The organism is Sphingomonas rubra (genome assembly GCF_900115745.1).
GTDB classification, from domain to species: Bacteria; Pseudomonadota; Alphaproteobacteria; order Sphingomonadales; family Sphingomonadaceae; genus Sphingomonas; species Sphingomonas rubra.
The window spans coordinates 67,062-85,130 of record NZ_FOXP01000002.1 but is presented as its reverse complement, the minus strand read 5'-3'; the positions used below and the strand labels follow the sequence as shown (position 1 = coordinate 85,130).

General features: G+C 67.4%; 15 protein-coding genes. 6 read left to right on the top strand and 9 right to left on the bottom strand.

Features of this window, described 5'->3' with window-relative positions; translation table 11 throughout:
* The first annotated feature begins 44 nt into the window (after positions 1-44).
* The 4 genes from BM145_RS02850 (at position 45) to rplL (ending at position 1,759) form a co-directional block, all read left to right on the top strand.
* Positions 45-236 (top strand): hypothetical protein, encoded by a 192-nt coding sequence (locus BM145_RS02850; protein ID WP_093331077.1) that lies wholly within the window; start codon positions 45-47, stop codon positions 234-236.
* A complete protein-coding gene (locus BM145_RS02845) occupies positions 233-508 on the top strand; it encodes a hypothetical protein (protein ID WP_093331075.1) in 276 nt (91 codons plus the stop codon). The genes BM145_RS02850 and BM145_RS02845 overlap by 4 nt, the downstream gene beginning before the upstream one ends.
* A gap of 285 nt (positions 509-793) precedes the next feature.
* Positions 794-1,309, top strand: a complete 516-nt coding sequence (gene rplJ, locus BM145_RS02840; protein ID WP_093331072.1) for a 50S ribosomal protein L10 — start codon at positions 794-796, stop codon at positions 1,307-1,309.
* 72 nt (positions 1,310-1,381) lie between these two features.
* A complete protein-coding gene (rplL, locus tag BM145_RS02835; protein ID WP_093331070.1) occupies positions 1,382-1,759 on the top strand; it encodes a 50S ribosomal protein L7/L12 in 378 nt (125 codons plus the stop codon).
* A gap of 220 nt (positions 1,760-1,979) precedes the next feature.
* Here rplL and BM145_RS02830 read toward each other — a convergent pair whose 3' ends face one another.
* Positions 1,980-3,035, bottom strand: a complete 1,056-nt coding sequence (locus tag BM145_RS02830; protein ID WP_143090088.1) for a hypothetical protein — start codon at positions 3,033-3,035, stop codon at positions 1,980-1,982.
* Positions 3,036-3,347: 312 nt separating this feature from the next.
* Between BM145_RS02830 and rpoB the strand changes: the two genes are divergently transcribed.
* Positions 3,348-7,535: a DNA-directed RNA polymerase subunit beta gene (gene rpoB / locus BM145_RS02825; RefSeq protein WP_093331065.1), complete on the top strand. Its 4,188-nt coding sequence runs from the start codon at positions 3,348-3,350 to the stop codon at positions 7,533-7,535.
* A gap of 155 nt (positions 7,536-7,690) precedes the next feature.
* Positions 7,691-11,977 carry a DNA-directed RNA polymerase subunit beta' gene (gene rpoC, locus BM145_RS02820; protein WP_093331063.1) on the top strand — a complete coding sequence of 1,429 codons (4,287 nt, stop codon included), beginning with the start codon at positions 7,691-7,693 and terminating at the stop codon, positions 11,975-11,977.
* A gap of 109 nt (positions 11,978-12,086) precedes the next feature.
* Here the strand turns inward: rpoC and BM145_RS02815 are convergent, their stop codons facing one another.
* The 8 genes from BM145_RS02815 to BM145_RS02780 all read right to left on the bottom strand — a co-directional run bounded on the left by BM145_RS02815 (position 12,087) and on the right by BM145_RS02780 (position 18,061).
* A complete protein-coding gene (locus tag BM145_RS02815; RefSeq protein WP_093331060.1) occupies positions 12,087-12,281 on the bottom strand; it encodes a hypothetical protein in 195 nt (64 codons plus the stop codon).
* A 5-nt stretch (positions 12,282-12,286) separates the two neighbouring features.
* The gene (locus BM145_RS02810) at positions 12,287-13,063 is read right to left on the bottom strand and encodes a metallophosphoesterase family protein (protein ID WP_093331718.1); all 777 of its coding nucleotides are present in this window, start codon (positions 13,061-13,063) and stop codon (positions 12,287-12,289) included.
* 41 nt (positions 13,064-13,104) lie between these two features.
* A complete protein-coding gene (locus BM145_RS02805) occupies positions 13,105-14,199 on the bottom strand; it encodes a catalase family protein (RefSeq protein WP_093331058.1) in 1,095 nt (364 codons plus the stop codon).
* An 81-nt stretch (positions 14,200-14,280) separates the two neighbouring features.
* Entirely contained in the window at positions 14,281-15,564 is a 1,284-nt protein-coding gene (locus BM145_RS02800) for a Xaa-Pro dipeptidase (protein ID WP_093331055.1), read from the bottom strand.
* 102 nt (positions 15,565-15,666) lie between these two features.
* Entirely contained in the window at positions 15,667-15,912 is a 246-nt protein-coding gene (locus tag BM145_RS02795) for a hypothetical protein (protein WP_342741791.1), read from the bottom strand.
* Between the two features lie 124 nt (positions 15,913-16,036).
* Positions 16,037-17,431, bottom strand: a complete 1,395-nt coding sequence (gene lpdA, locus BM145_RS02790) for a dihydrolipoyl dehydrogenase (RefSeq protein WP_093331050.1) — start codon at positions 17,429-17,431, stop codon at positions 16,037-16,039.
* A complete protein-coding gene (locus tag BM145_RS02785; RefSeq protein WP_093331048.1) occupies positions 17,424-17,861 on the bottom strand; it encodes an acyl-CoA thioesterase in 438 nt (145 codons plus the stop codon). Before BM145_RS02785 ends, lpdA begins: the two co-directional genes overlap by 8 nt.
* Positions 17,858-18,061, bottom strand: coding sequence for a hypothetical protein (locus BM145_RS02780; protein ID WP_093331045.1), 204 nt, complete (start codon positions 18,059-18,061; stop codon positions 17,858-17,860). Before BM145_RS02780 ends, BM145_RS02785 begins: the two co-directional genes overlap by 4 nt.
* Positions 18,062-18,069 lie beyond the last annotated feature (8 nt).

Below are 18,069 nucleotides of genomic sequence, written 5' to 3'. Positions count from 1 at the left end.
GCGCGTAAACGCGGGGGCACAGGGGCAGCGATGGAGTGACCACCATGACCGCCGAGTTCCAGTATTTCGCCGACCGCGCCTTGCAGGAGGCGGTGCGCGCGATCGACGCCAAGCCGGGCGCGCCGCGCCGCGCCCACGAGGAACTCGCCCGCGCCTATTCCCGGCGGGTGATCGACGCGCTGGGCAACGAGACGGCTAGTTGCGGCGTTCTTGTTTCGCAAAGGAGAACAACGTGACCGACGAACCGCACATGGACGAGACCCGGCCCGACCAGACCGTTCCGACCGACGACCGCCCCGAGCCGACGGGTTTCGGCGATTTGCCGTTGCAGCCGACCGGATCGGGGGTGGCGGACGAGCAGATGGCGTTCGAGCAGCGGGAATCGGGCACGCCGCCGGAAGGGACCGCCGGGCATGGCAACACGGGCGTGATGACCCCGCCGGTTCCGGGCGGCCAGCCGCCGGTCGGCGCAACCGACCAGCGCGACACCCGCAACACGGAGTTCTGAAGCGCCGTCGTCATGCCGGGACGCGCCCGGCATGACGACCTTGTTGCCATGGGTCGCCCGTTCCGCTAACGGCGCCTCCAAGTCCGGGCTCGCCCGGGCTCCGTCCGAGACAGCAGGGGCCGGTTTCCGGCTTAATCTTCCTGCCGAGACGGGGACAGAGATCCATCCGCCGTGTTTCCATGCGGCCGATCCCCTTCCCCATCGCTGGACAAACCCGGTGTGCTGTCGCCCGCCGGGAGTAACCGAGCGCGTTTTCCGGAACGCGCTCAGAATGTGGAGAATGGCATGGATCGTGCTCAAAAGGCCGCGGCCGTCGCCGAACTGAACCGCACCTTCAACGAGGTCGGCGTGGTGGTCGTCACCCGCAACCTCGGCATGACGGTCGCGCAGTCCACGGACTTGCGCAACAAGATGCGGGCAGCCGGCGCGGCCTACAAGGTCTCGAAGAACAAGCTTGCCAGGATCGCACTGGACGGCACCGACTACGGCTCGATCGGCGACATGCTGACCGGCCCGGTCGCGCTCGCCACCTCGACCGACCCGGTCGCGGCCGCCAAGGTGGCCGTCGACTTCGCGAAGACGAACGACAAGTTCGAAATCGTGGGCGGGGCGATGGGCTCGACGGCCCTCGACCTCGCGGGCGTTCAGGCTCTCGCCACGCTGCCGTCGCTCGACGAGCTGCGGGCGAAGATCGTCGGCCTCATCGTGGCGCCCGCCACGAAGATCGCCACGATCGCGCAGGCCCCGGCGGCGCAGATCGCGCGCGTGCTCTCCGCCCACGCGGAGAAGGAGGCGGCGTAACGCCGTTTTCGTCCAAAGCATCCTGGTTTCATCTGAACTTTGGGGGCGTCGTCCCCCGCATGGAGAATACACATGGCAGACCTGAACACGCTGGTTGACCAGCTGAGCGCCCTCACCGTCCTCGAGGCCGCCGAGCTCTCGAAGATGCTCGAAGAGAAGTGGGGCGTCTCGGCCGCCGCGGCCGTCGCGGCTCCCGCCGCCGGTGGTGGTGGTGCCGCCGCTCCCGCCGCCGAGGAGCAGACCGAGTTCGACGTGATCCTGACCGGCGACGGCGGCAAGAAGATCAACGTCATCAAGGAGGTCCGCGCGATCACCGGTCTCGGCCTGACCGAGGCGAAGGCTCTCGTCGAGGGCGCGCCCAAGGCCGTCAAGGAAGGCGTGAACAAGGACGAGGCCGCGAAGCTGAAGGCTCAGCTCGAGGCTGCCGGCGCGACCGTCGACGTCAAGTAAGCCGCCGTGCGGGAGACGGGCTAGCGCAAGCGCTAGTCCGCACCCGCACAAGGCCGGCCGGCGGGCTCTGCCCGTTCGACGTCATGGGATTTATTCCCATGACGGCTTGGCTGAAAAGAAGGGCGGCTTCCCACACGCGGGGAGCCGCCCTTCTTCTTTACGGCCCCGGCGCTCGTCGCCCTGGATGCCGGGACGAGCCCGGCATGACGAAGTTGGCGGCCTACCCCCGCCGCACCACCGCCGGCCCGTGTTCCCGCGCCGCGACCGCCGTGTATGCCCGATCGGGCACGTCCAGCCAGAACGGCGCGAGCTTGGCCGAGTCGACCCGCTCCGCCCCGATCGCGAAGCCTTGCGCCACCTGCGTTCCGTCGTCGGCGCGCACGTCGGCGGTGAGCACCGGCACGAACATCGGCCGCCCCGCGGCGGTGAGCGTCCGCATCGCCTCACGCGGCACCGCCGCGACGACGCGCAAGGTCCGCCGTTCTCCCGGCGCGAGATCGAACACAGGCGCGACCGGCCGCCCCATCGGCTGGGCGAGGAACTCGGCCACGTCCGCTTCCTGTTCGGCATGCGCGCCCAGCAGGCCGGCGCGAACCCGCAGGCCGGACACCGGGACCGCGCCCTCATTGGCGACGGTCAACTCACCCTCCGCCGTCGCACTCAGCATGTTGAAGCCGACACGCGTCGGGCGAAAGCGCAAGGCCAGCGGGGTGGAGATGGCCGCCGGAGCCAGAAAGGCGGGCGGCCCGACCGCGACCGTATCGTCGGGAACGGCGGCGACCTCGATCTCCTCGTCCTCGGGCGTCCGCTGACGACGCGCGAGCCACAATCCGATCGCACCGATCAGCAGCACGCCCGCGCCGAGCATCCAGAACCAGGTGCGCGATCCACCGTTATCGCGATCGTCGGTGGTCGGCAGCGGCGAGGCGATCACCGCGGGCGGCACCGCACTGACGCTCGGTTGCGGCGACGGTGCGGCGGAGGGGGTCGGAACGGGGGTCGGCGCTGGCGCGGCGGATGGGATCGGAACAGGGGTCGGCGACGGCGCCACGGTCGGTCGCGGGGATGGACGCGCGGCCGGCGTCTCGACCGCGCGCGGCGTCGACGTCGGCTCGGGCGACGGCAGGACGATCGGTACCGACGGCGCGAGGATCGGCTCCGGCACAGGCGTGGGTGTCGCAGTGGGTGTCGGCGCGACTGGCGGCACCTCCTGGGCGGCGAGCGGAACGGCAGGCAGGACGAGCGTCGCGAGAAGACGCGGTGGGAAGCGGTACATCGCCACCCGCGCGGCACCAGAACCTCGTTCCCCGCAAGCGGCGCTGCGACGAAGTGCGGCACGACGGCGACGAGCCGTTCACCCCGGATCGCTGCCCGAGCGCTTCGGTTGACGACCCCCGGCACGCCGCCTATATCGCGACCCTTGCCACAGCTCCCGGGAACCGACGCGCCGTCGCGCAGCGCATCGATAGAATGGGGAACTGCCGGTTCCGGACGCTATCAAGCCGACGCACCCGTTGCGATCGGCTTTTTGCCGTCCGATCTTTTGCGCCCGATATTCCTGCTGACTCTTCCGAGGGCATAAGACTTTATGGCGACCAAGGCGATCGACGGCGCGACAGCGCGGCGCGAGCACAAGGGCGGCACCGCCAAGCGGCGCATCCGCAAGGTATTCGGCAACATCCACGAAGTCGTGCAGATGCCGAACCTGATCGAGGTGCAGCGCGAGAGCTACGAGCAGTTCCTGCGCTCGGACAAGAGCACCGGCCACGTGTCCGGCCTGGAGAAGACGCTGCGCAGCGTGTTCCCGATCCAGGATTTCGCCGGCACCGCCTATCTCGACTTCGACGATTACGTGCTGGAGCCGCCGAAGTTCGACGTGGAGGAGTGCCGCCAGCGCGGCATCACCTACGCCGCGCCGATGCGCGTGACGCTGCGCCTGACCGCGTTCGAGGTTGATCCGGATACCGAGGCCAAGTCGGTCATCGATATCAAGGAGCAGGACGTTTACATGGGCGACATGCCGCTCATGACCGAGAACGGCACCTTCTTCATCAACGGCACCGAGCGCGTCATCGTGTCGCAGATGCACCGCAGCCCCGGCGTGCTGTTCGACCATGATCGCGGCAAGACGCACGCGTCGGGCAAGTACCTGTTCGCGGCGCGGGTGATCCCGTATCGCGGCTCGTGGCTCGACTTCGAGTTCGACGCCAAGGACATCGTCAACGTCCGCATCGACCGCAAGCGCAAGCTGCCGGTGACGGCGCTGCTGTTCGCGCTGGGGATGACCAGCGAGGACATCCTGTCGCACTTCTACAACCGCGTCAGCTACGTGCGCGGCCAGGGCGGCTGGGTGATCCCCTTCGCGGCGGAGAACTGGCGCGGCGTGAAGCCGCTGTTCGACATCGTCGACGCCAAGTCGGGCGAGGTGGTGTTCGCCGCCCAGCAGAAGATCAGCCCCCGCGCCGCCAACAAGGCGGCCAAGGACGGCCTTGCCGAGCTGCTGATCCCGACCGAGGAAATCTACGGCCGCTACTCCGCCTTCGACCTCATCAACGAGGCGACGGGCGAAATCTACGTCGAGGCGGGTGACGAGATCGGGCCGGACAATCTGGAGAAGCTGGACCAGGCGGGCATCACCGAGGTCGAGCTGCTCGACATCGACCATGTCTCGACCGGCCCGTGGATCCGCAACACGCTGAAGGCGGACAAGGCCGAGGAGCGCGAGCAGGCGCTGTCGGACATCTACCGTGTGATGCGCCCCGGCGAGCCGCCGACGCTGGAGACCGCCGAGTCGCTGTTCGCCGGCCTGTTCTTCGATCCCGACCGCTACGACCTGTCGGCGGTCGGCCGCGTTAAGCTCAACATGCGCCTCGACCTCGATGCCGAGGACACGGTGACGACGCTGCGCACCGAGGATATCCTCGCCGTCATCAAGACCCTGGTCGACCTGAAGGACGGCAAGGGCGAGATCGACGACATCGACAATCTCGGCAACCGTCGTGTGCGCTCGGTGGGCGAGCTGCTGGAGAACCAGTATCGCGTCGGCCTGCTGCGCATGGAGCGCGCGGTGAAGGAGCGCATGTCGTCGGTCGACGTGTCCACCGTGATGCCGAACGACCTCATCAATGCCAAGCCGGCGGTCGCCGCGGTGCGCGAGTTCTTCGGCTCGTCGCAGCTGTCGCAGTTCATGGACCAGACCAACCCGCTGTCCGAAGTGACGCACAAGCGTCGCGTCTCGGCGCTCGGGCCGGGCGGCCTGACCCGCGAGCGCGCGGGCTTCGAGGTGCGCGACGTTCACCCGACGCATTACGGCCGCATCTGCCCGATCGAGACGCCGGAAGGCCCGAACATCGGCCTCATCAACTCGCTGGCGTCGTTCAGCCGGGTGAACAAGTACGGCTTCATCGAGACGCCGTACCGCAAGATCATCGACGGCAAGGTGACCAACGACGTCGTCTACCTGTCGGCGATGGAGGAGGCCAAGCACACGATCGCGCAGGCCTCGGCCGAGCTGGACGAGAGCGGCGCGTTCACCGACGATCTGGTCTCGGCACGTCAGGCGGGCGAGTTCCTGATGGCGCTGCCCGACACCATCACGCTGATGGACGTCAGCCCCAAGCAGCTGGTGTCGGTCGCCGCGTCGCTGATCCCGTTCCTGGAGAACGACGACGCCAACCGCGCGCTGATGGGCTCGAACATGCAGCGCCAGGCGGTGCCGCTGGTCCGGGCCGAGGCGCCGTTCGTCGGCACCGGCATGGAAGAAACGGTGGCGCGCGATTCGGGCGCGGCGATCTCGGCCAAGCGCGCCGGCATCGTCGACCAGGTCGACGCCAGCCGTATCGTGATCCGCGCCACGGGTGACGTCGATGCGGGGAAGTCGGGCGTCGACATCTACACGCTGATGAAGTTCCAGCGTTCGAACCAGTCGACCTGCATCAACCAGCGTCCGCTGGTGAAGGTGGGCGACGTGGTGATGGCGGGCGACGTGCTCGCCGACGGCCCGTCGACGGAGTTCGGCGAGCTGGCGCTGGGCCGCAACGCGCTCGTCGCGTTCATGCCGTGGAACGGCTACAACTACGAGGACTCGATCCTCATCTCCGAGCGGATCGTGAAGGACGACGTGTTCACGTCGATCCATATCGACGAGTTCGAGGTGATGGCCCGCGACACCAAGCTGGGGCCGGAGGACATCACCCGCGACATCCCCAATGTCGGCGAGGAGGCGCTGCGCAACCTCGACGAGGCGGGCATCGTCTATATCGGCGCCGAGGTGGAGCCGGGCGACATCCTGGTCGGCAAGATCACGCCCAAGGGCGAAAGCCCGATGACGCCGGAGGAGAAGCTGCTCCGCGCCATCTTCGGCGAGAAGGCATCCGACGTGCGCGACACGTCGCTGCGCCTGCCGCCGGGCGTGTCGGGGACGATCGTCGACGTGCGCGTGTTCAATCGCCACGGCATCGACAAGGACGAGCGCGCGATGGCGATCGAGCGCGAGGAGATCGAGCGCCTGAAGAAGGACTCGGACGACGAGCGCGCGATCCTCAACCGGGCGACCTGGAGCCGCCTGCGCGAGATGCTGCTCGACCAGACCGCGACGGCGGTGCCGAAGGGCGGGCCGAAGAAGGGCGCCGTCATCGACATGGCGACGCTCGACTCGGTCGACCGTCACGAATGGTGGAAGTTCGCGGTCGCCGACGACAAGGTCCAGGGCGATCTGGAGGCGGTGAAGCAGCAGTATGACGATGCCGCCGGCCTGATCCGCGCGAAGTTCGAGGATCGCCGCGAGAAGCTGGAGCGGGGCGACGAGCTGCCGCCGGGCGTGCTCAAGATGGTCAAGGTGTTCGTGGCGGTGAAGCGCAAGCTGCAGCCGGGCGACAAGATGGCCGGCCGTCACGGCAACAAGGGCGTCATCAGCCGCATCCTGCCGCAGGAGGACATGCCCTTCCTCGCGGACGGAACGCCGGTCGACCTGGTGCTCAACCCGCTGGGCGTGCCGAGCCGCATGAACGTCGGCCAGATCTTCGAGACGCACCTCGGCTGGGCCGCGCGCGGCCTCGGCCAACAGATCGCGCATCAGCTGGAGGAATGGCGCGAGGCCAATCCGGACGCCAAGGCGGGCGCGATGCCCGACGCGGTCAAGGATCGCCTGAAGGAAGTCTATGGCGAGCATTACGTCGACGATATCGAGGCCCGCGACGGCCAGGAGATCGTCGAGCTGGCCGAGAATTTGCGCGGCGGCGTGCCGATGGGCACGCCGGTGTTCGACGGCGCGGTCGAGGCGGACGTGGCGGCGATGCTGGAACTGGCCGGGCTCGACGTGTCGGGTCAGTCGGACCTGTTCGACGGACGCACCGGCGACAAGTTCGACCGCAAGGTGACGGTGGGCATCATCTACATGCTGAAGCTGCACCACTTGGTCGACGACAAGATCCACGCCCGGTCGATCGGCCCCTACTCGCTCGTCACCCAGCAGCCGCTGGGCGGCAAGGCGCAGTTCGGCGGCCAGCGCTTCGGCGAGATGGAGGTCTGGGCGCTCCAGGCCTACGGCGCGGCGTATACCTTGCAGGAGATGCTGACGGTGAAGTCGGACGACGTGGTCGGCCGCACCAAGGTCTACGAGGCGATCGTCAAGGGCGACGACACGTTCGAGGCCGGCATCCCGGAGAGCTTCAACGTGCTCGTCAAGGAAATGCGCTCGCTGGGCCTCAACGTCGATCTCAAGAACGCCGAAGAGGCGTCCGAGGACGACGACGGCGTGGCGCTGGCCGCGGAGTAACCTGTGCCTCCCTCTCCCGGCGGGAGAGGGAGGGAGGCGCACAGCGCCGGAAGGGTGAGGACAGGTAACTGCCCTGCCCTCACCTTCCCACCAGCTTCGCTGGCGGGTCCCTTCCTCTCCCGGTGGGAGAGGATAAAGAGATTTAGAGGACAGTCATGAACGAACTGACCAACTTCGCCAATCCGGTCGCCAAGCCGGAGACCTTCGACCAGATCCAGATTGGCATCGCGTCCCCGGACAAGATCCGGTCCTGGTCATTCGGCGAGATCAAGAAGCCCGAGACGATCAACTATCGCACGTTCAAGCCCGAGCGTGACGGCCTGTTCTGCGCGCGCATCTTCGGTCCGATCAAGGATTACGAGTGCCTGTGCGGCAAGTACAAGCGCATGAAGTACAAGGGCATCGTCTGCGAGAAGTGCGGCGTCGAGGTTACCGTCTCCAAGGTCCGCCGCGAGCGGATGGGCCATATCGAACTGGCTGCACCGGTCGCGCACATCTGGTTCCTGAAGTCGCTGCCGAGCCGCATCGGCCTGCTGCTCGACATGCAGCTGAAGCAGCTCGAGCGCGTGCTGTACTTCGAGGCGTACATCGTCATCGAGCCGGGCCTGACCCCGCTGGAGAAATACTCGCTCCTGACCGAGGACGAGCTGCTCGACGCGCAGGACCAGTATGGCGAGGACGCCTTCTCGGCCGGGATCGGCGCCGAGGCCGTGCGCATCATGCTGGAGAACCTCGACCTCGAGGGCGAGAAGCGTGACCTGCTCGAAGAGCTGGCGACGACCAAGTCGGAGCTGAAGCCCAAGAAGATCATCAAGCGCCTGAAGGTCGTCGAGTCGTTCCTCGAGTCGGGCAACCGGCCCGAGTGGATGATCCTCGAAGTCGTGCCGGTCATCCCGCCCGAGCTGCGCCCGCTGGTGCCGCTGGACGGCGGACGCTTCGCGACGTCGGACCTCAACGACCTGTACCGCCGCGTCATCAACCGCAACAACCGCCTCAAGCGGCTGATGGAACTGCGCGCGCCGGACATCATCGTCCGCAACGAGAAGCGCATGTTGCAGGAAGCGGTCGACGCGCTGTTCGACAATGGCCGTCGCGGTCGGACGATCACGGGCGCCAACAAGCGTCCGCTCAAGTCGCTGTCCGACATGCTGAAGGGCAAGCAGGGCCGCTTCCGCCAGAACCTGCTCGGCAAGCGCGTCGACTATTCGGGCCGCTCGGTCATCGTGACGGGTCCGGAGCTGAAGCTGCACCAGTGCGGCCTGCCGAAGAAGATGGCGCTCGAGCTGTTCAAGCCGTTCATCTACGCGCGTCTCGACGCCAAGGGTCTGTCGATGACCCTGAAGCAGGCTAAGAAGTGGGTCGAGAAGGAGCGCAAGGAAGTCTGGGACATCCTGGACGAGGTGATCCGCGAGCATCCGGTGATGCTGAACCGCGCGCCGACGCTCCACCGCCTCGGCATCCAGGCGTTCGAGCCGGTGCTGATCGAGGGCAAGGCCATCCAGCTCCACCCGCTGGTCTGCTCGGCGTTCAACGCCGACTTCGACGGCGACCAGATGGCCGTCCACGTGCCGCTGAGCCTGGAAGCGCAGCTGGAGGCGCGCGTGCTGATGATGTCGACCAACAACATCCTCAGCCCCGCCAACGGCAAGCCGATCATCGTGCCGTCGCAGGACATGGTGCTGGGCCTCTACTACCTCTCGATGATGAAGGAGGGAGAGCCCGGCGAGGGCATGGTGCTGGCCGACATGGAGGAGGTGCACCAGGCGCTGTTCGCCGGATCGGTGACGCTGCACACCAAGATCACCAGCCGCGTGCCCCAGACCGACGAGAGCGGCAACCAGTACCTCAAGCGCTTCGAGACGACGCCGGGCCGCATGCTGCTCGGCGAGACGCTGCCGAAATCGTCCAAGGTGCCGTTCGAGACCGTCAACCGCCTCCTCACCAAGAAGGACGTCGGCGACGTGATCGACGAGGTCTATCGCCACACCGGCCAGAAGGAGACGGTGCTGTTCGCCGACGCCATCATGGCGCTGGGCTTCCGCCACGCGTTCCGCGCTGGCATCTCGTTCGGCAAGGACGACATGATCATCGCGCCGGACAAGGACAAGCTGGTCGACGAGACGCGCGACCAGGTGAAGGACTTCGAGCAGCAGTATCAGGACGGCCTGATCACCCAGCAGGAGAAGTACAACAAGGTGATCGACGCCTGGAGCCGCTGCGGCGACCAGGTCGCGAACTCGATGATGAACGAGATCAAGGCTGTCCGTCACTATGAAGACGGCCCCAACAAGGGCCGCGAGAAGGACATCAACTCGATCTACATGATGGCGCACTCGGGTGCCCGCGGTAGCCAGGCGCAGATCAAGCAGCTCGCCGGCATGCGCGGGCTGATGGCCAAGCCGTCGGGCGAGATCATCGAGACGCCGATCATCTCGAACTTCAAGGAAGGCCTGACCGTCCTCGAATACTTCAACTCCACCCACGGCGCCCGCAAGGGCCTCGCGGACACGGCGTTGAAGACGGCCAACTCGGGCTACCTCACCCGTCGCCTCGTCGACGTGTCGCAGGATTGCGTCATCGTCGAGGAGGATTGCGGCACGGAGCGCGCGCTGGAGATGAAGGCGATCGTGCAGGGCGGCTCGACCATCGCGTCGCTCGGCGAGCGCATCCTCGGCCGGACGACGATGGAGGACGTGGTCGATCCGAAGACGGGCGAGATCGCCATCCCGACGGGCACCCTGCTCGACGAGGCGATGGTCGCGCAGATCGAGGCGATCGGCGTGCAGGGGATGAAAATCCGCTCGCCGCTGATCTGCGAGTCGAAGATCGGCGTCTGCGGCAAATGCTACGGGCGCGACCTCGCCCGCGGCACGCCGGTCAACATCGGTGAGGCGGTCGGCGTAATCGCGGCGCAGTCGATCGGCGAGCCGGGCACGCAGCTGACGATGCGCACCTTCCACATCGGTGGTGCGGCGCAGCTCAACGAGCAGTCCAACCTGGAGGCGCCGGTCGACGGCACCGCCCAGTTCAAGGACCTGCGCCTGATCGTCGACCAGCGTGGCCGCCGCGTGGTGCTCAGCCGCTCGGGCGAGATCGTGATCGTCGACATGGACGGCCGCGAGCTCTCGTCGCACCGCATCCCCTACGGCGCGTACGTGGCGTTCGACGACGGCCACATGCTGTCGAAGGGCGACCGGATGGCGGAGTGGGACCCGTTCACCATGCCGGTTATCACGGAAACCGGCGGTATCGTGAAGTACCAGGACCTGATCGAGGGCAAGACGCTCACCGAGCAGACCGACGAGGCGACGGGCATCGCCCAGCGCGTCGTGATCGAGTACCGCACGACCACCAAGTCGAAGGAGGACCTCCGCCCCCGCCTGACCCTGACCGGATCGGACGAGAGCGAGGCCGCCCGCTACATGCTGGCGTCGGGCGCGGTGCTGTCGGTCGACGACAATGCCGAGGTGCAGGCGGGCGACGTGCTGGCGCGTGTCAGCCGCGAGTCGGCCAAGACGCGCGACATCACCGGCGGTCTGCCGCGCGTGGCCGAGTTGTTCGAGGCGCGCGTCCCCAAGGAGGCGGCGGTCATCGCCAAGGTCTCCGGCCGGGTCGTGTTCGGCAAGGACTATAAGGCCAAGCGCAAGATCGGTATCCAGCCGGAGGACGGCGGCGATGTGGTCGAGTACCTCGTGCCCAAGTCCAAGGTCATCGACGTGCAGGAAGGCGACTATGTCAAGCGCGGCGATAACCTGATCGGCGGCTCGCCCGATCCGCACGACATCCTGGAGACGATGGGGATCGAGCCGCTGGCCGAGTATCTCGTGTCGGAAATCCAGGAAGTCTATCGCCTCCAGGGCGTGAAGATCAACGACAAGCACATCGAGACGATCGTCCGTCAGATGCTGCAGAAGGTCGAGATCACCGACGGCGGCGACACCACGCTGCTGAAGGGCGAGCAGGTCGATCGCGAGGAGATGGACGCGATCAACGCCAAGCTGGAGAAGAACCAGACGGCGGCGCAGGGCAAGCCCATCCTGCTCGGCATCACCAAGGCGTCGCTGCAGACCCGCAGCTTCATCTCGGCGGCGTCGTTCCAGGAGACCACCCGCGTCCTCACCGAGGCGGCGGTCCAGGGCAAGCAGGACACGCTGATGGGCCTGAAGGAGAACGTGATCGTCGGCCGGCTGATCCCGGCGGGCACCGGCGCGGGCATGAACCGCCTGCGTGTCGCAGCCACCAGCCGCGACGTGGCGCTCCGCGCGCAGCAGCGCGCGCTGTCGGCGGCGATCGTCGCGCCGATCTCGGCGGCGGAGCAGAAGGCGGCCGAGGATGCGCGCTCCCCCCGCGACGACACCGGCACCGGTGACGACGCGCTGGCCGAGGTCGTGACCTCGGGCACGGGCACCGATGCGGATGCCGGCGAGTATCTGAACGACTGATCGTTCAGCCGGGTCGATGAAGGAGCCGCCGTCCGAGATGCCGGGCGGCGGCTTTTTCGTGTCGCGATCGCTGGTGGGCTATCGCACGATGCCGCTCAACTCTTCTCGGTCAGGCCGCCAGCGCCTCGATCGCCGCCGCCTCCTCGTCACCGTCGTCGAGCAAAGCGCCCTTTTCTCTCACGTGATCGCGGTACACACCGGCCCGCAATTGCATATCGCCTCGGGCGCAATCCTTCAGCAGTTCGGATAGCGCGACGGGGTTGGTCTTGAACGTGGCGGTTATCGCATAGGTCGTAAGCGGCACGCCGCTTAGTAGCTGGTCTCCACCGTCTCGCTGATCGAGTGTTTCGGTTCGTCGCTCTGCGTCCGCGACAGAGTCTCGAACTGGTCGCCGTGGACGCGGAGCTCGTTGAACCCCGGCGGGCTGTTGCGGGTGCGGACGGAGAGCGTGCCCGCGCCGATCATCCGGATCATCCGGCCCGATCGGTGGACGGGCACGTCGAACGGATCGTGGACGTGGCCGGACAATACCGCGTGCGCGCCCGCCGCGGCGAGCTCGCTCAGCGCCTCTTCGCCCCGCCACGTCTTGGCAGTGCCCTTGGTCCCGGCCTCGATCAGGGGATGATGCGCGGCGACGAAGATCAGATTGCCCTTGGGTGCGTCGGCGATCAGCTGCAGCGCGCGGGCGAGCGAGGCGCGGCCCACATAGCCCTTGGACCAGTTCATCCGCCACTGCGCGCGCGCGATCGTCTTCAGCGGCACCACGGTGACGCCGGGCAGCTCCAGCGGCCGCTCGATCATCCGCTCGATCGCGGCGTAGCGGGTGTAGGGCGCGATGAAGCGGCGGATCGGGTCCCAGTAATAGGGAATGTCGTGGTTGCCGATCTCCACCGTCACCGGCGCGGCGAGGCTTTTCAGCCAGGCGCCGCCCGCCTCGAACTCGCGGGTGCGGGCGCGCATCGTCAGGTCGCCGGTCATGATGACGGCGTCGGGCTTCTCCATCTCGACCCGCTCGGCGAACCAGGCGATCGCCGCCTTGTCCTCCTTGCCGAAATGAACGTCGCTGACGTGGAAGAGCTTGGCCATGCGTTCGCCCTTCTCCATCAATCCCGCCAGCGTCAACCCATTCAGGGCAGGTCGGAAAGCGCCCGCGGCTCGTGCATCGGGCAGCCATTGTACCGGCCCCGGTAATCGGCCGAGAATTTGTACGGATCGTTGCGCGCGCGGTTGACGTTGCCGAGCGGGCGGTGCGCGGCGAGCCCGTGCCAGATGTTGTAAGACAGCGCGTCGTCGACCTTGTCGGACGCCTGATGTTCCCAGCTGATCTGGTGCGGCACCGTCAGCGTCGCGACGGTGACGTAAGGACTGTCCTTCTCGCTCCACTCCTGCGTCGGGTCCTCGACCGGCATGTCGTCCAGGTCGCGGTTGAGCTGGACCTGGAACTCCCAGGTGCCGCCCTGGCTCTGGATCACCTCGTTCACCACCTCGCGCAAGGCGTCCGGCCGGTCGGTCGTGTCGACGGTGTCGCCGGTCAGCTCGGTCATCGTCTTCGACACGGGTTTCAGCGCGAATTTGGCGATGTAGTCGCCGAAGCGGAACGGCGTCTGCGAGTAATAGGTCTCGCCCAACGGATGGACGTTGGGCGCGCCGCCCATCTGCGACAGCTTGGACGATTCCATGCCCAGTGCGACCAGCGGCGCGTTGAGTGCCTGGAGCACGCCGGACAGCAGCTTCTTGCCGCCCTCCGCCTTGTCGGTGGTCGACGCGAGCAGTTTCAGGTTCTTGCCGAACGCCTCGGCCGTCGGCGCCGCGAAGACGGGGCCGTTGACCAGGATGAAGTCTTGAGTGACGTCGCCCTCCGCGCCCGGAAGCCGCTCACCCTCGACACCGATCACCTTGATCGCGAAACCGCGCGGGACCGAGATCGAATCGTCGAGGATGTCGCCGGGATTGGTAGAGATGCGGACAATCGTCTCATACTCGCCGGCCCGCGCGAACAGCCCTTGCGCCAGTTCCGCCGGCAAGTCGCCATGGACGGTGAAGGTTCCCTTGGCGATGCCGTGCGCCTTGGCATGAACCGAGCGGACGGCGTGCTGATAGTCTTCCGAAGTGGTGTCGAGGATCTGCTTGAACGAATGTTCCAGATCCTGGATCACCTCGCCCTCGTTGGGCTTCACATCCTCCACTGACGGGTCGAAGCGGACGGGTGCCTTGGTCGCCATGCAGGTGATGCTCCTTGTATCTTCACCGCTTAACCACCCGGTCGGCGCCTCGTTCCGGCGATCGGGATGATCGCGGCAAGCTCACCGTACGCGCACCCCGCCCTTCACCACCGCCGCGGGCCGCTCGAGCAGCCGCACGTCGCGGGTCGGATCGCCGTCCACCGCGACGAGATCGCCCCAGCGGCCGACCGCGACCCGGCCGACATCATCGCGCCCCAGCGCCTCGGCCGCGTTCGTCGTCGCCGACCGGATCGCCTCCACCGGCGTCATCCCCCATTGGACCATCTTGGCGAACTGGAGCGCGTTCTGCCCGGCGGGGAAGACCGCGCCGTTGTCGGTGCCGAACACCATCTTCACGCCCGCCGCGTGCGCCGCGCGGAACGTCTCGCGCTGCTTGCGGCCGATCTGCCGCTCCTTCTCCAGGCTCTCCGGGTGGACGCCGTTCTTCGCACCCTCGGCCAGGATGTAATCATCGTCGTACACGTCCATCGAGAACCAGGCGCCGTGCTCCTTCGCCAGCTTGAACGAGCCCGCATCGGCGAGGCTGGCATGCTCGATCGTGTCGATGCCGGCGCGCAGCGCGTCGTCGATCCCCGCCTTGCCGTGGGCGTGCGCGGCGACCTTCATGCCCAGCAGATGCGCCTCGTCGGCGACCGCCTTCATCTCGTCCAGGCTCATCTGCTGCGCGCCCGGCGCGTCGCGCTTCGACAGGACGCCGCCGGTGGCGCAGATCTTGATGACCTCGGCCCCGTATTTCCGCTGTGTGCGGACGAGGCGGCGATAGCCGTCGGGGCCGTCGGCGACGGACGGATTGGGCACGCTTGCGAACCTGGGCGGCAGCCCCTCGGTGCCGTCGCAGTGGCCGCCGGTCGAGCCGAGCGCGTAGCCCGCGGGCACGATCCGCGGCCCGACGATCCAGCCGCCGTCGACCGCCTGTTTCAGGCCGACATCGTTGTAATCCTCCGAGTCGACGTTGCGGACGGTGGTGAATCCCGCCTCCAGCATCTTGCGCGCGTTGCCGACGCCGACCGCCTGCCAGAAGCTGTCGGTGTAATCGAGCCGCTTGTAGCCGCCGATCGTGGCGTCCGCGTCCAGGTGGACGTGCATGTCGATCAGGCCGGGGAGCAACGTCTTGCCCGGCAGGTCAATGCGGCGCGCGTCCGGCGGGGTGGCGGGCTTGGCCTGCCCGCGCACGGCGACCGCGACGATGCGGCCATCGGTGATGACGATCATGGGGTCGTCCAGCGTGCGGCCCGCGGCGGGATCGACGAGGTGGGCGGCGGTCACGACCACGGTGTCGGCGTGGGCGGGAGTGGCGACGGCGAGTGCCAAGGCGAGCGCCGCCGTCGAAATCCGTATCGTCATGCCACCCACTCCGTTCGTGCTGAGGAGGCGCTGAGCGAAGTCGAAGCGCCGTCTCGAAGCACATGCCCTTCGAGACGAGCCTTCGACAAGCTCAGTCTCTCCTCAGGGCGAACGAAGTGGCGGAGAAGACAAATACCGGAACGCCAACTCCTGCAACCGCGCGACCTCCTCGATCGCAACCGGCCCCGTCCATCCACCGGCATAGCCCGTCGCCGCGGCGTGGCTCGTCCACCAGCCCTGCCCCGGCAGCGCGTCGCTCGCGCGCACCACCAGCACGGCGAGGTCCGGCTCGCCCGCCGCCGCCGCGTCGTCGTCGATCCGCGTCAGCGTGCGGCACAGCGCGCGCATCTTCGGGCGGGTGAAACCGATCCCCAGCCGCCCGAGCAGCCCGGCATAGCTGACCGCATGGCCCGCGCGCGCCGCATCGATCAGCAGCGCACGAACGCGGGCCGCGTCGCCGATGAGCGACGCCTCAGATGTGGATCGCGCGGCCGTAAGCGCCCAGCACGCTCTCGTGCATCATCTCGCTCAGCGTCGGATGCGCGAACACCGTCTCCATCAGCTCGGCCTCGGTCGTCTCCAACTGGCGCGCGATAACGTAGCCCTGGATCAGCTCGGTCACCTCCGCGCCGATCATGTGCGCGCCGAGCAGTTCGCCCGTCTTGGCGTCGAACACCGTCTTCACGAAGCCCTCCGCCTCGCCCAGCGCGATCGCCTTGCCGTTGCCGATGAAGGGGAACTTGCCGACCTTCACCTCATGGCCCGCTTCCTTGGCCTTGGCCTCGGTCAGCCCGACGCTCGCCACCTGCGGGCGCGAGTAGGTGCAGCCGGGAATGTTCCACACCTCGAACGGGTGCGGCTCCTCGCCGGCGATTTTTTCGACGCAGACGATGCCCTCGTGGCTGGCCTTGTGCGCCAGCCAGGGCGCGCCCGTCACGTCGCCGATCGCGTACACGCCCTCGACGTTGGTGCGACCGAAGCCGTCGACCTTGATCTGCCCGCGTTCCGTCTCGACGCCCAGCGCCTCCAGCCCGATCTCCTCGGTGTTGGGGATGATGCCGATCGCGACGACGACGTGGCTGTACTCCTCGGCGGTGACCTTGCCGTCCTTGCCCTTGATCGACGCCTTCACGCCATCCTTGCCCACGTCGATCTTCTCGACGCCCGCGCCGGTGACGATCCTGATTCCCTGCTTGGTCAGCTGCTTTTCCATGAAGGCGCTGACCTCCTCGTCCTCGACCGGCAGGATGCGCGGCAGCATCTCGACGATCGTCACCTCGGCGCCCATGTCGTTGTAGAAGCTGGCGAACTCCACGCCGATCGCGCCCGATCCGATGACCAGCAGCTTGGTCGGCATCTCCTTCGGCACCATTGCGTGGCGATAGGTCCAGATGCGATTCCCGTCCGCCTTGGCGAAGGGCAGGTCGCGCGCGCGCGCGCCGGTGGCGATCAGGATGTGCTTGGCGGAGAGTTCGACCGTCTCGTCGCCGCGCTTGACGCTGAGCTTGCCCTTGCCGGTCAGCGCGCCGACACCCTCGTGCACCGCGACCTTGTGCTTCTTCATCAGGCCCTTGACGCCCGCGTTGAGCTGACCGGCCACCTTGCGGCTGCGATCGACGATCGCGCCCAGGTCGAAGCCGACATTGTCCGCCTTCAACCCGTAATCCTTGGCGTGCGTCATGTAATGGTAGACTTCCGACGTGCGCAGCAGCGCCTTGGTCGGGATGCATCCCCAGTTGAGGCAGATCCCGCCCAACCGCTCGCGCTCGACGATCGCCACCTTCATGCCCAGCTGCGACGCGCGGATCGCCGCGACGTAGCCGCCAGGCCCGGAGCCGAGAATGATGAGGTCGTAGGTGTCAGCCATGGATCGTTCCCGATGGTGGGGGTGCCGCCTCGGCGACATGCGTTGATGACAATGCCGGCACGGTGCGCGGCTGGCGGTTCTCGTCGGTGGCGACGAAGACGAAGCGCGCCTGCGTCACCTTGCACGCGTCCTCGACGTGACGGGCTCGGCGCCACGCCTCGACCTCGATCGTCATGGAGGTGCGGCCGACCGCGATCAGCGTCGCGTAGACCGACACCTCGTCGCCGACCAGCACGGGCGCGTGGAACTTCATCGCGTCGCACGCGATCGTCACCGCGCGGCCCTTGGCATGGCGCGACGCGACGGAGCCCGCCGCCAAGTCCATCTGGCCCATCAGCCAGCCGCCGAAGATGTCGCCATACGGATTGGCGTCGCCCGGCATGGCGGTGACGCGGATCGTCGGCGCGGTGTCGGGCAGCCGATCCGTCATGACCGCGCCCGATCGGCGCGTACCGCGCGGGCGAGTGGCCCCACCCCCATCACGATCGTCGCCAGCATGGCGGCGAGCCCGCACCAGCGGATCACGTCGCGGCCCAGCGGATAGGCCCACATGGCGAGCTTCGTCATCACCCACGCCGCGGCGAGCCCCGCGACGATGAAGAACAGCTCGGTCAGCGCCCGCCTTCCCATGCCGATAC

Excerpts from the sequence above, each read along its gene's own strand:
- BM145_RS02850 (WP_093331077.1), top strand. The coding sequence starts at position 45 with ATGACCGCCGAGTTCCAGTATTTCGCCGACCGCGCCTTGCAGGAGGCG.
- rplJ (WP_093331072.1), top strand. The coding sequence starts at position 794 with ATGGATCGTGCTCAAAAGGCCGCGGCCGTCGCCGAACTGAACCGCACC.
- rplL (WP_093331070.1), top strand. The coding sequence starts at position 1,382 with ATGGCAGACCTGAACACGCTGGTTGACCAGCTGAGCGCCCTCACCGTC.
- BM145_RS02830 (WP_143090088.1), bottom strand. The coding sequence starts at position 3,035 with ATGTACCGCTTCCCACCGCGTCTTCTCGCGACGCTCGTCCTGCCTGCC.
- rpoB (WP_093331065.1), top strand. The coding sequence starts at position 3,348 with ATGGCGACCAAGGCGATCGACGGCGCGACAGCGCGGCGCGAGCACAAG.
- rpoC (WP_093331063.1), top strand. The coding sequence starts at position 7,691 with ATGAACGAACTGACCAACTTCGCCAATCCGGTCGCCAAGCCGGAGACC.
- BM145_RS02810 (WP_093331718.1), bottom strand. The coding sequence starts at position 13,063 with ATGGCCAAGCTCTTCCACGTCAGCGACGTTCATTTCGGCAAGGAGGAC.
- BM145_RS02805 (WP_093331058.1), bottom strand. The coding sequence starts at position 14,199 with ATGGCGACCAAGGCACCCGTCCGCTTCGACCCGTCAGTGGAGGATGTG.
- BM145_RS02800 (WP_093331055.1), bottom strand. The coding sequence starts at position 15,564 with ATGACGATACGGATTTCGACGGCGGCGCTCGCCTTGGCACTCGCCGTC.
- BM145_RS02795 (WP_342741791.1), bottom strand. The coding sequence starts at position 15,912 with ATGCGCGCGCTGTGCCGCACGCTGACGCGGATCGACGACGACGCGGCG.
- lpdA (WP_093331050.1), bottom strand. The coding sequence starts at position 17,431 with ATGGCTGACACCTACGACCTCATCATTCTCGGCTCCGGGCCTGGCGGC.
- BM145_RS02785 (WP_093331048.1), bottom strand. The coding sequence starts at position 17,861 with ATGACGGATCGGCTGCCCGACACCGCGCCGACGATCCGCGTCACCGCC.
- BM145_RS02780 (WP_093331045.1), bottom strand. The coding sequence starts at position 18,061 with ATGGGAAGGCGGGCGCTGACCGAGCTGTTCTTCATCGTCGCGGGGCTC.